A 13,020-nucleotide genomic window follows, 5' to 3' on the forward strand; every position below is an offset into this window, starting at 1 on the left:
GCGGCCGCCCATCGTGCTTGTCCGGCGTCAGTTTCCGGGTGACTGACCGACCTTGTCGACGATCCCGACCTCCAGCAGGGCCGTCTCGTCCGTGCCGAGGTAGTCCAGGGTGGTCCTGTCGAAGACCCAGGTGTCACGGTCGTCGCCGTCCTGGAAGGTGAGCCCGATGCCGTGCCGTCCGGCGGCGTCGGTCGCGTCCGGGACCACCGTGACGCCGGGGATCTTCGCCGCCGCGCGGTAGAGGGCCGCGCTGACGTCGGGGATGAGGACTGCCCGGTCCAGCAGGGTGTCGATCGTCTCCATCGCCGCCCACTCGTGGGTGGGGCCCTGGCCCTCGGTGTCGGCCCAGATCTTCTCGTACAGCTTCTGCGGGTCGGTGGGCAGGGCTTCGAGCCTCCGGTAGTCGGAGGGACCGGGGCCCGGGTACATCGTCATGTCCTGCGTGGACTTGCCGTCGCGGAACGGCCCGCCGCCGGGCGGCGGGTCGAGGACCACGGTTCTGGCCAGGCCAGTGCGCCCGCCCTTGATCGCCTGCCAGTCCGTGCGCTCGTACTCCCACTCCTTGCCGGCCTCCGACAAATCGGTGCCCTGGACGCGGGTGTAGACGAACTGGTCGTCGCGGACGGGCACGGTCTCCTTGGCGTCGGCGGCCGTGGCGATGCGGTTGAGCAGGGCGACGGCCTCCTGGTCGGTGACCGGCTTGTCGGGTGCGCCGGGTCCTGCGGTGCCGAGGGCTACGGCGACGACGGCGGCCGCGGCGGCGAGGGGGACGGCGATCATCGTCAGGCGGCGGAGGGGGCGTGGGCGGGGCGGGGGGATGGGCCGGGGGGAGGTTTCCCGGGCGTCCTGGGCTACTTGGGCTCCCTGGGCCTCTGCTTCCTGGGCTTTCGCTTCCTGGGTGAACTCGCGCATCAGATGGTCCTTCAGCAGGCTCTGACGGTCGCTGGGCAGGACCGGTTCACCCGGGCTCGGCAGCAGCCGAGCCAGTTCTTCACGCTCTGCGGGGTTCATCGGCACTTCTCCTGGTTCGACCGGGCCGCTCGGTGCGGCCATCCGGTTCCTGTCCGGCGGCGGGAGCGCGTCTCGCGGTGTGTTCCGGTGTCTTCCTCAACTCCGCCTCGGCCAGCCGCCGCAGCCGCTGCCGGGCGCGGGCGAGGCGGGACCGTACGGTGCTGGCGGGGACGCCGAGGGCGTCGGCGGCGGCCGCGTAGCTCAGCCCCGACCAGACGCACAGCGCGAACACCTCGCGCTCGGCGCGGCGCAGTTGGCGCAGGGCGGTACGGGCGGCCGCGAGCCGTTCGGCGTCCTCCATACGGCCGACCAGTTCGTCGGCGAAGTCCGGCACCGTCTCGCGGTCCGCGCGGCGGTCCGGGATGCGGGCGAGGGCGGCGCTGTGGCGGCGGGCGGCGCGGCGGGTGTTGCGCAGGACGTTGGTGGCGATGCCGTACAGCCAGGGCCGCAGTCCGTCGCCGTCCGCCGTGGGGTCGGGGGGCTCGGGTCTGAGTCGTTCCCGCAGCCGCCAGGCCTCCAGGAAGGTCAGCGAGACGACGTCCTCCGCGACGCCACGGTCACCGGTCAGCCGGGCGGCGTGACCGTAGAGGGCCTGTGCGTGCGCGGTGAACAGCGCGCCGAAGGCCTCCGGGTCACCGGCCCGTATCCGGGCGCGTAGGGAAAGGTCCACAGTCCGGCCTGTCCGTTCGCCGGGCGGGGTCCCTGTGAGGTCGGTCACACCCGGGGGTAGCGGGCCAGCCAGGCCGGGGACGCGCCGGCCGGGCCGTGCAGGGCCGGGCCCTGGGTCATCTCCATGGCGAAGTCGTCGGCCAGTTCGAGGATCGTGGGGCGGCCCTCCAGCTCGGCCAGCCAGGCCGGCGGCAGGGCGGTCTCGCCGTGCAGGGCGCCGAGGAGGCCACCGGTGAGGGCGGCGGTGGCGGCGGAGGGTCCGTCGTGGTTGACGGCGAGGCGCAGGCCGTGGCGTACGTCCTCGCCGACCAGGGCGCAGTAGACGGCGGCGGAGACGACCCGGTCGGCGGTGCCGTCGCCGGCCAGGTCGGCGACCCGGTCCGGCGTCGGGATGCCCTGCCGTACCGCACCCAGCGCATGCTGCAACGAGTCGGACACCGGCTGGTGCCCGGGCCGGGCGGCGAGCAGCGCGAGCGCACGCTGCACGGCCCCGTCAAGGCTCTCGCCGCGCGCCAGCGTGTGCACGATCACGGCGTACGCGCCCGCCGCGAGGTAGGCGGTGGGGTGGCCGTGGGTCTGGGCGGCGCACTCCACGGAGAGCTGGGCGACGAGTTGCGGCTCCCAGCCGACGAGCAGCCCGAAGGGCGCGGAACGGGCGGCGGCCTCGGGCCCCGCCTCCCCCGGATTCTTCGGCATCTCCGGCGTGCCCATGGTCTCGTCGCCGAGCCCGATCAGCAGGGCGCGGGCCGGGTCGCGCCGGGCGTACAGCCACTCCTCCCGGGCCAGCCACCCGTCGTCCTTGCGCCGCTCGTCGGGCCCCCAGTCGCGCTGGGTGGCGGCCCAGCGCAGATACGCCCGATGCAGATCGGTCGGCGGATGCCAGGCGCCGGTGTCACGGCGGACCTGGGCGCGGATCAGCCCGTCGACGGAGAAGAGGGTGAGCTGAGTGAGGTGCGTGACGGCACCGCGCCTGCCATAGGCCGGGCCGAGATCGACGACACCCTCAGCCCCGTACGCGGCCCGAATCCCCTCCATGTCCAACCCGTCCACGGGCGCGCCCAGCGCGTCCCCGACGGCGGCACCGAGCAACGTCCCACGCACCCGGCTACGGAAGTCCTGCTGCTCGACACGCCCCCAGACGGCGCCCGCTGTCGCATCCACCAGACCTCCCCAGGGCACCGTCCGTACGTACGACAGCTCAGCACTGTATTCGACGGCGAACGGTTGGATCAGGGGGCGTGGGCACTGTCCGACGCTGGTAGAGAAGAGGCATGTCCACAACCACCTCAGGCACCACCAGACGCACACTCCCCCTCGCCGCCACCGCGCTCACCGGCACCGTGGCCCTCTACATCGCCCTCGTCGCCTTCGGGAACATCACGGACTTCGGGACGAACCAGGACTTCGTCCGGCATGTCCTGGCCATGGACACCACGTTCAAGGACGAGGACATGATGTGGCGAGCCATCACGGACACCGCGCTGCAGGACGCGGCGTATGTCGCGATCATCGCGTGGGAGACGGTCGCCGCGCTCCTGCTCATCGCCGGTACGTGGTTCTGGGCGCGCGGCCCCCACACGTTGGCGCGGCAGATATCGACGTACGGACTGCTGATGGTGATGCTGCTGTTCGGCGCCGGGTTCCTCGCGATCGGGGGTGAGTGGTTCGCGATGTGGCAGTCGGAGGACTGGAACGGGCTGGACGCGGCGACCCGGGTGTTCCTGGTGAGCGGGGTCGTGCTGCTGGTGAACCATCTGCCCAACGGGCAGGCTGACACCACTACTTGACGACCGTCACCGTCGTCCCCGCCGTGCCGAAGGCCCACAGCGCCGAACTGTCGGCCGTCTTCATACGGATGCCGCCGGTGCGCGTACCGGACGCGGCCGGCGGGGGCGAGGAGCCGTCCACCGCGGCGGAGAAGGCGATGTTGACGCCGGACTTGGCGGCGAAGTAGACGACGTGCTCGATCTGCACGCCGTCGGAGCCGGTGGTGGCCTCGGTGCGGGTGCCGACCGTGTACCTGCCGGGGTCGGGGTCGACCGTGCCGGGCCACACCGTGAACGTACGGCGGGAGCTGTCGCTGGCGTCGACCAGCCACACCCGCCGCTCCCCCAGCGAGTAGACGATCCGCCGCCCGGTCCCCGAGCCGTCGGGTACGGCCGCCGGGGCCGGCGTGCTCGGCGTGGGCTCGGCGCTCGCGGACGCCGAGGGGCTGGGCCGGGTCGCCGTGGCCGTGGGGCGCGGCCCCCGCTCGGCCTGCACGGCCAGCACGACGACCGCCGTGATCGCCCCCACGGTCAGGCCGGACACCCAGGCCCACGAGGGAAGCCGTCGGGCAGGCACGGGCACGCATCTCCTCAGTCTCCGACCCCCGACATCGGGGGTCGGATCATCGTACTGTGCGTGCCTGAACGCCCCTCCGTCAGTCCAGCACCGGCAACAACTCCGGCAGATGCCCGTCCGAGGCCGCCGCCGCCTTCTGCCGTTCCTCCGGGACCTCCCCGTACAGCGTCGTGCGGGGGCGGGACGGGCGGCCCGCCGCCTCCGCCACCGCCACCAGGTCGCGGACCGACTTGTACGAGCCGTACGACGAGCCCGCCATGCGGGAGATCGTCTCCTCCATCAGCGTGCCGCCCAGGTCGTTCGCGCCGGAGCGGAGCATTTCCGCCGCACCTTCCGTGCCCAGTTTCACCCAGCTTGTCTGGATGTTGGGGATCCAGGGGTGCAGGAGCAGGCGGGCCATGGCCGTGACCGCCCTGTTGTCCCTCGTCGACGGGCCCGGGCGGGCGATGCCCGCCAAGTACACCGGTGCGTTCGTGTGGATGAACGGGAGCGTCACGAACTCCGTGAAGCCGCCCGTGCGCTGCTGGATGCCGGCCAGCGTGCGCAGGTGGCCCAGCCAGTGGCGGGGCTGGTCCACGTGGCCGTACATCATCGTGGAGGAGGAACGGATGCCCAGTTCGTGGGCCGTCGTGATGACCTCGATCCACGTGGCCGTGGGGAGCTTGCCCTTCGTCAGCACCCAGCGGACCTCGTCGTCCAGGATCTCCGCCGCCGTACCCGGGATGGAGTCCAGGCCCGCCTCCTTCGCCGCCGTCAGCCACTCCCGGATCGACATGCCCGTGCGGGTCGCGCCGTTCACCACCTCCATCGGGGAGAAGGCGTGCACATGCATGCCCGGGACCCGGTCCTTCACCGCCTTCGCGATGTCGAAGTACGCCGTCCCGGGCAGGTCCGGGTGGATGCCGCCCTGCATGCAGACCTCCACCGCGCCCACGTCCCATGCCTGTTGGGCGCGGTCCGCCACCTGGTCCAGCGACAGCGTGTACGCGTCGGCGTCCGTGCGGCGCTGCGCGAAGGCGCAGAAGCGGCAGCCGGTGTAGCAGACGTTGGTGAAGTTGATGTTGCGGGTGACGATGTACGTCACGTCGTCGCCGACCGCCGACTTGCGCACGTCGTCGGCCACCGAGCACAGCGCGTCCAGCGCCGGGCCGTCGGCATGGAGGAGCGCCAGCGCTTCTTCGTCCGTCAGGCGCGTCGGGTCGTTCGCCGCCGTCGCCAGCGCCGCCCGTACGTCCGTGTCGATGCGTTCCGGGACCATCCCGGGGGCGGCCGCCTCGCGCAGGGCGCCCCAGTCGCCGTACACCTCGTCGAAGTCGTCGCGGCGGTCGGACGTACGGCCCTCGGTGTCGATCGTGGCGTGCAGGTCCGTACGGCCGGACGACACGAACGCCTCGTCCGGCTCCTGCCACGGGTGGCCCTCGACGACCGCGTCCGCGCGGGCCAGGCCCGTCTCCGGGTCGGCCAGGGCCGCCACGTGCGGGCGCAGCCTCGGGTCCAGCCAGGGCTCGCCGCGGCGGACGAACTCCGGGTACACGCAGAGACGTTCCCGCAGTTCGAAACCGGCTGCCGCGGACTTCGCCGCCAGCTCGTCGATCTGCGGCCAGGGGCGCTCGGGGTTGACATGGTCGATGGTCAGCGGGGAGACGCCGCCCCAGTCGTCGATCCCGGCGCCGATCAGCCGCTCGTACTCCGCGTCGACCAGGTTCGGCGGGGCCTGGAGGCAGGCCGCAGGGCCCATGATGTGCCGGGCCACCGCCACCGTCGCGACCAGTTCGTCCAGCTCCGCGTCCGGCATGCCGCGCATCGCGGTGTCCGGCTTGGCGCGGAAGTTCTGGATGATCAGCTCCTGAATGCCGTGGTACGCCCGGGAGACGCGGCGCAGCGCGAACAGGGACTCGGCGCGCTCCTCGTACGTCTCGCCGATGCCGATCAGGATCCCGGACGTGAAGGGGACGGAGGAGCGTCCCGCGTCCTCCAACACCCGCAGGCGTATGGCGGGTTCCTTGTCCGGGGAGCCGTAGTGCGGGCCGCCGGGCTCGGACCACAGGCGGGTCGCCGTCGTCTCCAGCATCATGCCCATCGACGGGGCCACGGGCTTAAGGCGCTGGAAGTCGGTCCACGTCATCACGCCCGGGTTGAGGTGAGGGAGCAGGCCCGTCTCCTCCAGGATGCGGATGGAGATGGCGCGGACGTAGGCGATGGTGTCGTCGTAGCCGTGCGCGTCGAGCCACTCGCGCGCCTCCGGCCAGCGGTCCTCGGGCTTGTCGCCGAGGGTGATGAGGGCTTCCTTGCAGCCGAGCGCGGCACCGCGCCGGGCGATGTCGAGCACCTCGTCCGGGGACATGAACATTCCATGTCCCGTCCGGCGCAGCTTGCCGGGCACGGTGACGAACGTGCAGTAGTGGCACTTGTCCCGGCACAGCCGGGTCAGGGGGATGAAGACGCTCTTCGAGTACGTGATGACGCCGGGGCGGCCGGCCGCTTCAAGTCCCGCGTCCCGCACCCGGGCAGCGGACGCGGCGAGGTCGTCGAGGGCCTCGCCGCGGGCCTGGAGCAGTACGGCCGCCTCGGTGACGTCGAGGGCGACGCCGTCACGGGCGCGTTTGAGGGCGCGACGCAGGGAGTTCTCGGTGGGGCCGGTTCCGGAGGTCGCGGAAGTCGTCATCCTTCGAGGATACGGTTGGGCTGATCAGCGCCGGGAAGTCAGCCCAGGAAGGCGCCGTACCCGTCCAACGCCCGCAGCACCTCCGCCTCCCCGGCCGGCGGCAACTGCACGACGACCTCCTCGATGCCCAGCTCCGCGTAGTGCGCGAGCTTGCCCGGGGTGGGGTGGACGGCGTACGGGACGACCTGGAGCGCGGACGGGTCGCGGCCGGCGTCGGACCAGGCGGCGCGGAGCACCGGCAGTGACTCGGACAGGCCGCGCCCGCCGATCGGCAGCCAGCCGTCGGCGTACTCGCAGATGTGCGCGATCAGCTTCGGGCCCGCGGCGCCGCCGACGAGCGTGCGGGGACCCACGACCGGCCCGCGCGGCTTCTGCACGGGCTTGGGGTGGGCGTAGCTCGCGCGCACACTTCCGAACTCGCCCTCGTACGCGGAGGGTTCCTCCGACCACAGCGCGCGCATCAACGCCATCCGGTCCCGGACCAGCTCCCGCCGCGTCCGCCACTCCACGCCGTGGTCGGCGGCCTCCTCGACGTTCCAGCCGAAGCCGAGGCCGAGGGTGAAGCGGCCGCCGGAGAGGTGGTCGACGGTCGCGATCTGCTTGGCCAGGTCGATCGGATCGTGCTGGGCGACCAGCGTGATGCCGGTGCCGAGACCGAGGCGCTCGGTGACGGCGGCGGCCTGGCCGAGGGCGACGAAGGGGTCGAGGGTGCGGCCGTACTCGGGCGGCAGGTCGCCGCCCGCCGGGTACGGCGTCGTCCGCTCGACCGGGATATGGGTGTGCTCGGGCAGATACAGCCCGGCGAAGCCCCGCTGCTCCAGCTCACGGGCGAGCCGGGTCGGGGTGATGGTCTCGTCCGTGAGGAAGATGGTGACGGCGATGCGCATGTCCCATCTCTACCCGGGGATGCGCCAACTGTCCATACCGACCGGTCGGCATCAGCCCGGAAGCCTGGGCACGTAAGGGCACGATCCCCTTGCGGTGTTCCGGAGTTCACGCCTTGCGCCCATCCTGGTCGGCATGTGTGACGACGAGGCAGGGATCGGAAGACGCACGCTGTTCGTGACGGGTGCCGCCGCCGCGCTTACGCTCTCGGGTGTGAGCTTCGCGTCGGCCGCGGGCCAGCAGCAGACGAAGACCGTACGGGGCACACTCCCGCCCGGTTCGCCCGACTTCGTGTACGTACCGGTGGACATCCCCTCGGGCGTACGGGAGCTCAAGGTCGCCTACACCTACGACCGCCCGTCCGTCCCCTCCGGCACCGCGGGCAACGCCCTCGACATCGGCATCTTCGACGAACGCGGCACCGAGCTGGGCGGCCGGGGCTTTCGGGGCTGGTCGGGCGGGGCGCGCACGGAGTTCTTCATCCGCGCGGACGACGCGACCCCCGGCTACCTCCCCGGTCCGGTGCGGCGCGGCACCTGGCACATCGCGCTGGGCCCGTACACGGTGGCGCCGCAGGGACTGACCTACGAGATCACGATCACGCTGACGTACGGCGAACCCGGTGCCGCCGTCGAGCCGACGTACCCGCCGGACCGGGCGAAGGGACGGGGGCGGGACTGGTACCGGGGCGACTGCCATCTGCATTCCTGGTACTCCGACGGGCGCCGCACCCCCGCCGAGATCGGGGCGCTGGCGCGGGCGGCGGGCCTGGACTTCATCAACAGCTCGGAGCACAACACCCATTCCGCGCACGCCCATTGGGCGGACGTCGCGGGCGACGACCTGCTGGTGATGCTGGGCGAGGAGGTCACGACGCGCAACGGTCACGTGGTCGCGCTCGGCACCGACCCCGGCACCTTCGTCGACTGGCGCTACCGGGCCCGCGACAACCGCTACGGCCGGTTCGCCCGCCAGATCCGCAAGGCGGGCGGCCTGGTCGTACCGGCCCACCCGCACGCCACCTGCATCGGCTGCAACTGGAAGTTCGGCTTCGGCGAGGCGGACGCCATCGAGGTGTGGAACGGCCCCTGGACGCCCGACGACGAGATGGCGCTGGCCGACTGGGACAGCATGCTGGTCGCGTCCGTGCGGGACGAAGGGCGGGAGGAGCGCCGGGACTGGATCCCGGCGATGGGCAGCAGCGACGCCCACCGGGACCCGGACGTCGTCGGCCGCCCGCAGACGGTCGTCCTCGCCGACGATCTGACCCGGGAGGCGATCCAGGAGGGCATCCGCGCGGGGCGTTCGTACATCGCCGAGTCGGCAAACGTGTCGCTGTCCTTCACGGCGTCCGGCGGACGGGGCGAACACGCGGGTATCGGCGAGCGGTTGAGGGCCGACCGGGACACTCCGGTGACCGTGCGACTGGAGGCGAGCGGGGCCCCGCGCTGCGTCGTCCGGTTCGTCACCGACCAGGGCGTGCTGCACACGAGCGCGCCGTTGCCGGTGGCGGGTTCGGGGGTCGTGGAGTGGCGTACGACGCCGTCGTACGCGGCGTACGTACGGGCCGAGTTGAGACACGAGGCGGCGGTGGGGCCGCTGCCGGGGGCGTTGGCTGCGTTCACGAACCCGATCTTCCTGGGCGGCACGTGAGCCAGGCCGGGACCCCGGGCGACGTACTCGTCGTCACCCTGGCCTTCGCGCCGCTCAGTCCACCACCTGTGGGTCACGGAAGTAGTAGACGACTGTCACTCCCATGCCTGGCGTGTGCGTGTACACGACCGTGATCGCCTCGGCGGAGTCACGGGCCAGGGGTGTCGTGTACGTGTATTCCACGGAGGGGGGCCGCCAGCCGGGGATCTCACGACCCACCGCCGGGTCGCGGCGGATGGCCACGAGCGCTTCCCGGACGACTTCCCGCTCCCCCTCCGCCAGGTCGCCGAACGCCTTCCGAGCGGGCTCGGCCTCCTCCAACGGGACCTCGTTCACCCGCCGCTGCCTCCGGCTCGTGCGTCTTCCAGGGCCGTCATGATCTCGGGCGAGTTCCTGATCAGGACCCGGTGCCGGTAGGCCCGGACCACGGCCGCGGCGCCGGCGAAGTCGTTGGTCGGTGAGGCTCCTATGGCGGCCGCCAGCTCCTCCTCGAACCGCTCCCGGTCGCCCGGGAAGCCGTAGCGGCTGAGCGCGCTGCGCAGGTCGTCCACGGTCCGGATCTCCGGGAGGGGCATGGCACCCCAGCCGCCGTGTTCAGGCTGTGCGCTCATGGTCTGCTCCTGGTGTACGGGCGTGGCTCCGCCTCCCAGTATGGCGCCGCCCGCCCAGGACAGACAGCGCGCGCCCCCGCTCACCACGTCCTCGCCCCGCCTCCGCACTCGGCCCACAGCAGCTTGCCGCCCTTCGACGCGCCCAGCTCACGGAGGACCGACGCGCCCCACGCGTCCGCGCAGGCCCGGACCAGGGGCAGTCCGCGGCCGTGCTCGGCGTCCGGCGAAATCGCAGAGGCATCCGCGTTCGAGAAGCCGGGCGGGACTCGGGGGTCGGTGTCCCACACGGCCACGCGGAGCCGGCCGGGCTCGGCGGAGCGAAGGCGCAGGGCGTACGGCCCCTGGGTGTGGCAGTGGGAGTTCGCCAACAGCTCGGCCGCGAGCAGCTCCGCTGTCGGGACGAGGTCGGGCATCTCATGAGCGGCGAGAATCAGTCTGAGGGTGCCCCGCGCGATACCGGGGGCGCGTGGATCGTGCGGAAGGTGCAGGGTGTAGTTCCAAGGCGGGGATACGGTGGCCATCGGAAATCTCCGATCGTTGAAGGGTGTTGGGGTTGTCTGCGATGCCCGGTGTCTCTGCCATGGCGTCCCACGGTGCGCTTCCGGGGCCGGGGGCCCGGTAACGAAGATAGGGGCTCGGCAAATGGCATTTGCAGCCCTCGGAGATACTTCGGTCGATTTCCCCCGTGTGAGTGACCTACCGACGGAACACACGTGCAGGAGGAGTTCACATGCCCGCAAGACCGCCCCTGACGGCCCGCCGCCTCCGGCTCGCCGTGGAGCTGCGCAAGATGCGTGAGCGCGCGGGCATGACGGCGACCGAGGCCGCGCGTGCGCTCGGTACGAGCCAAGGGCAGCTCAGCAACGTGGAGTCGGGCCGGTTCGGCGTGAGCCCGGAACGCATCCGGGCTCTGGCCCGCATCTACTCCTGCCCGGACCAGGGGTTCATCGAGGCCCTGGTCGACATGGCGACCGACAGGACGTTCGGCTGGTGGGAGTCGTATCGGGAGGTGCTGCCGTCAGGGCTCCTCGACGTGGCCGAGCTGGAGCACCACGCCATCGCCGTACGCACCGCGTACACCTCGCACATGCCGGGATTGCTCCAGACCGCCGACCACGCGCGTGAGATCTTCCGCCACGTCATTCCCCCGCCCACTCCACCCGAGGTCGAGCATCGGGTTTCGCACCGGATCAAACGGCAGGGCGTGCTGTACGGGCCCGACCCGACTCCGTACCGCACCACCGTGCACGAGGCTGCCCTGCACATGCGCGTCGGCGGCCGGAACGTGGCACGTGCCCAGTTGCAGCATCTGCTCGACATGAGCGAACGCGAGCACATCACGATCCGGGTACTCCCGTACGACGTCGGCGCGTTTCCCGGCTCGGGACAGTCGATCAACTACCTGTACGGCCGTGTACCGCAGCTCGACACCGCGCAGCTCGATCAGTTCCACGGCCCGGTGCTGCTCGACGCCGAGGCGCTCCTGGGGAAGTACCGGAATCTGCTCGACATCGTGGAAGCCACCGCCCTCGGACCCGATAAGTCCCGGGATCTCATCCATGCCATTGCCCACAACCTGTAACGGAGGCCGAGATGTCCGCGCACCGCTGGAAGAAGTCGTCCTACTGCCAGGAAGGCGACGCCTGCGTCCACATATCCGTCACCCCACAGTCCATCCACCTCACCGACCGCCCCACCTCACCCCAGACCGTCCTCACCGTCAGCCGCGCCGCCTTCGCCTCCCTGCTCGGCGCGCTGAAGGACCGCGCCCCGCTGACCCCAGTCACCGGCCGCTGATCTCACGCCGCGGGCGGCCCGGCCAGGTCCGCGACCACCGCCGCGTGGTCCGAGGGCCAGACGCCGTCCACCGGGCCGTCGCCCGCTCGGCGGACCGAGCGGACGTGGCCGAGGGCGTTCGGGCCGGGTGGGCCGACGTGGATGTAGTCGACGCGGGCGCCGGGGTACCGGCCGGGGGCGACGTACGGGTTCGCCGGGTCCCACGTGTGGGACGGGGCGGCCGGGTCGGCGTACTCCCAGGCGTCGAGGAGGACCTGGCGGGGGACGGCCGGGGCCGTGCGGTAGCCGCCGAAGAGGCGGATCTCGTCGGAGTCGGGCCAGGCGTTGAAGTCGCCGGTGACGACCGGAGGGAACGGGGTGTCGCCGCGGTGTTCGGCGACGAACTCGGCGAGCGCGGTGACCTGACGGCAGCGGGTCGCCGAGGCGTGCAGGGCGGAGGTGAGGTGGGTGGTGAAGAAGGGCACCGGGTAGGAGGGGGTGGCCAGGCGGGTGTAGAGGGCGAGGCGGCCGTCGTTGACGTCCGTGGGCGCCGGGAGCGGGAGGACGGCCTGTTCGGTGATGGGCCAGCGGCTGAGGACGGCGTTGCCGATACCGACGGCGGGGTCGCCGATGCGGTGCTGCCAGCGCTCGGGGGCGTGCGAGGGGGCCCACGTCCAGTGCAGGCCGAGTTCGCCGGCCAGCCACTCGGCGAGGTTCTCACCGCCCGCGTCCCACACCTCCTGCAGGCCCACGACATCGGGACGCAGCTCGCGCAGCGCGCCGAGGATCGCCTTCTGCCGTTCCGCCCAGGGCCCGAACCGCCACCACAGGTTCCAGGTCACGACCCGCATGCCCACCGCCCTCGTCGCACCGCGTCCGAGGACCATTGAATCAACAGCCACCCCTGATACGACACAGGAGATCTCACGCCGATGAGCCGGATCGACGACCTCAGATTCCGCACCACCACGACCATTCAGCGCCGCCTCGTCAACCCGGTCCTGCGCCGGGTTCCTTTCCAGACCCTCCTGGAGACCACGGGCCGCGTCTCCGGCCTGCCCCGCCGCACCCCGGTCGGCGGCCGCCGCGTCGGCGACGCCTTCTGGCTGGTCTCGGAATTCGGCGACCGCTCCCAGTACGTCCGCAACATCCGCGCCAACCCGAGGGTGCGGGTGCGGCTCGGCGGGCGGTGGTACGAGGGGACGGCTCATCTCCTGCCGGACGACGACCCGGTCGCCCGGCTGCGCGGCCTGCCCCGCATGAACAGCGCGGCGGTACGGGCGATCGGCACGAAACTGCTGACGGTGCGGGTGGATCTGGCCGACGGTGACGCCCGCGCCTGACGGCCGTTCGGGGGAGGCCGGTGCGTGGCGTATCGGGGCCCGGACACCGGGGTCGTACTTTCAC

Annotated in this window: 15 protein-coding genes; 5 read left to right on the forward strand and 10 right to left on the reverse strand. The window is 72.0% G+C overall.

Annotation, left to right across the window (positions count from 1 at the left end; genetic code table 11):
• Positions 1-27: 27 nt before the first annotated feature.
• From SSP24_RS42915 to SSP24_RS20870, 3 genes are read right to left on the reverse strand one after another with little or no spacing between them, the layout of a single operon-like run.
• Positions 28-1,011: a CU044_5270 family protein gene (locus tag SSP24_RS42915; protein ID WP_167529645.1), complete on the reverse strand. Its 984-nt coding sequence runs from the start codon at positions 1,009-1,011 to the stop codon at positions 28-30.
• Positions 992-1,681, reverse strand: a complete 690-nt coding sequence (locus SSP24_RS20865) for an RNA polymerase sigma factor (protein WP_141311180.1) — start codon at positions 1,679-1,681, stop codon at positions 992-994. The genes SSP24_RS42915 and SSP24_RS20865 overlap by 20 nt, the downstream gene beginning before the upstream one ends.
• Before the next feature lie 44 nt (positions 1,682-1,725).
• Positions 1,726-2,841, reverse strand: coding sequence for an ADP-ribosylglycohydrolase family protein (locus SSP24_RS20870; RefSeq protein ID WP_141311181.1), 1,116 nt, complete (start codon positions 2,839-2,841; stop codon positions 1,726-1,728).
• Between the two features lie 110 nt (positions 2,842-2,951).
• Between SSP24_RS20870 and SSP24_RS20875 the strand changes: the two genes are divergently transcribed.
• Positions 2,952-3,467: a DUF2165 domain-containing protein gene (locus SSP24_RS20875; RefSeq protein WP_141311182.1), complete on the forward strand. Its 516-nt coding sequence runs from the start codon at positions 2,952-2,954 to the stop codon at positions 3,465-3,467.
• On the opposite strand, the gene SSP24_RS20880 is transcribed toward SSP24_RS20875, so the two are convergent.
• The 3 genes from SSP24_RS20880 to SSP24_RS20890 form a co-directional block, all read right to left on the reverse strand.
• Positions 3,460-4,029: a hypothetical protein gene (locus SSP24_RS20880; protein WP_141311183.1), complete on the reverse strand. Its 570-nt coding sequence runs from the start codon at positions 4,027-4,029 to the stop codon at positions 3,460-3,462. The two genes, SSP24_RS20875 and SSP24_RS20880, sit on opposite strands and share 8 nt — an antisense overlap.
• Positions 4,030-4,102: 73 nt before the next feature.
• Positions 4,103-6,688, reverse strand: coding sequence for a bifunctional FO biosynthesis protein CofGH (locus SSP24_RS20885; protein ID WP_141311184.1), 2,586 nt, complete (start codon positions 6,686-6,688; stop codon positions 4,103-4,105).
• A 38-nt stretch (positions 6,689-6,726) separates the two neighbouring features.
• Positions 6,727-7,575 (reverse strand): LLM class F420-dependent oxidoreductase, encoded by an 849-nt coding sequence (locus SSP24_RS20890; protein ID WP_141311185.1) that lies wholly within the window; start codon positions 7,573-7,575, stop codon positions 6,727-6,729.
• Between the two features lie 133 nt (positions 7,576-7,708).
• On the opposite strand from SSP24_RS20890, the gene SSP24_RS20895 reads away from it, so the two are divergent.
• On the forward strand, positions 7,709-9,226 hold the full coding sequence (locus SSP24_RS20895; protein ID WP_141311186.1) for a CehA/McbA family metallohydrolase: 1,518 nt from the start codon (positions 7,709-7,711) through the stop codon (positions 9,224-9,226).
• A gap of 54 nt (positions 9,227-9,280) precedes the next feature.
• Here SSP24_RS20895 and SSP24_RS20900 read toward each other — a convergent pair whose 3' ends face one another.
• The 3 genes from SSP24_RS20900 to SSP24_RS20910 form a co-directional block, all read right to left on the reverse strand.
• On the reverse strand, positions 9,281-9,562 hold the full coding sequence (locus SSP24_RS20900) for a hypothetical protein (protein WP_141311187.1): 282 nt from the start codon (positions 9,560-9,562) through the stop codon (positions 9,281-9,283).
• A complete protein-coding gene (locus SSP24_RS20905; RefSeq protein WP_141311188.1) occupies positions 9,559-9,837 on the reverse strand; it encodes a hypothetical protein in 279 nt (92 codons plus the stop codon). The genes SSP24_RS20900 and SSP24_RS20905 overlap by 4 nt, the downstream gene beginning before the upstream one ends.
• An 80-nt stretch (positions 9,838-9,917) precedes the next feature.
• Positions 9,918-10,358 carry an ATP-binding protein gene (locus tag SSP24_RS20910; protein WP_141311189.1) on the reverse strand — a complete coding sequence of 147 codons (441 nt, stop codon included), beginning with the start codon at positions 10,356-10,358 and terminating at the stop codon, positions 9,918-9,920.
• A 209-nt stretch (positions 10,359-10,567) separates the two neighbouring features.
• Between SSP24_RS20910 and SSP24_RS20915 the strand changes: the two genes are divergently transcribed.
• Together SSP24_RS20915 and SSP24_RS20920 are read left to right on the forward strand one after the other, a co-directional pair.
• Positions 10,568-11,419: a helix-turn-helix domain-containing protein gene (locus SSP24_RS20915; protein WP_141311190.1), complete on the forward strand. Its 852-nt coding sequence runs from the start codon at positions 10,568-10,570 to the stop codon at positions 11,417-11,419.
• Between the two features lie 11 nt (positions 11,420-11,430).
• Positions 11,431-11,634, forward strand: coding sequence for a DUF397 domain-containing protein (locus SSP24_RS20920; RefSeq protein ID WP_141311191.1), 204 nt, complete (start codon positions 11,431-11,433; stop codon positions 11,632-11,634).
• Between the two features lie 2 nt (positions 11,635-11,636).
• On the opposite strand, the gene SSP24_RS20925 is transcribed toward SSP24_RS20920, so the two are convergent.
• Complete coding sequence (locus SSP24_RS20925) at positions 11,637-12,464, reverse strand: endonuclease/exonuclease/phosphatase family protein (protein WP_141311192.1); 828 nt, start codon at positions 12,462-12,464, stop codon at positions 11,637-11,639.
• An 81-nt stretch (positions 12,465-12,545) separates the two neighbouring features.
• Here SSP24_RS20925 and SSP24_RS20930 point away from each other — a divergent pair, with 81 nt between their 5' ends.
• Positions 12,546-12,956 carry a nitroreductase/quinone reductase family protein gene (locus SSP24_RS20930; protein ID WP_141311193.1) on the forward strand — a complete coding sequence of 137 codons (411 nt, stop codon included), beginning with the start codon at positions 12,546-12,548 and terminating at the stop codon, positions 12,954-12,956.
• The last annotated feature ends 64 nt before the right edge of the window (positions 12,957-13,020 follow it).

Origin of the sequence: Streptomyces spinoverrucosus, assembly GCF_006539505.1 — a bacterium.
Taxonomy (GTDB): domain Bacteria; phylum Actinomycetota; class Actinomycetes; order Streptomycetales; family Streptomycetaceae; genus Streptomyces; species Streptomyces spinoverrucosus.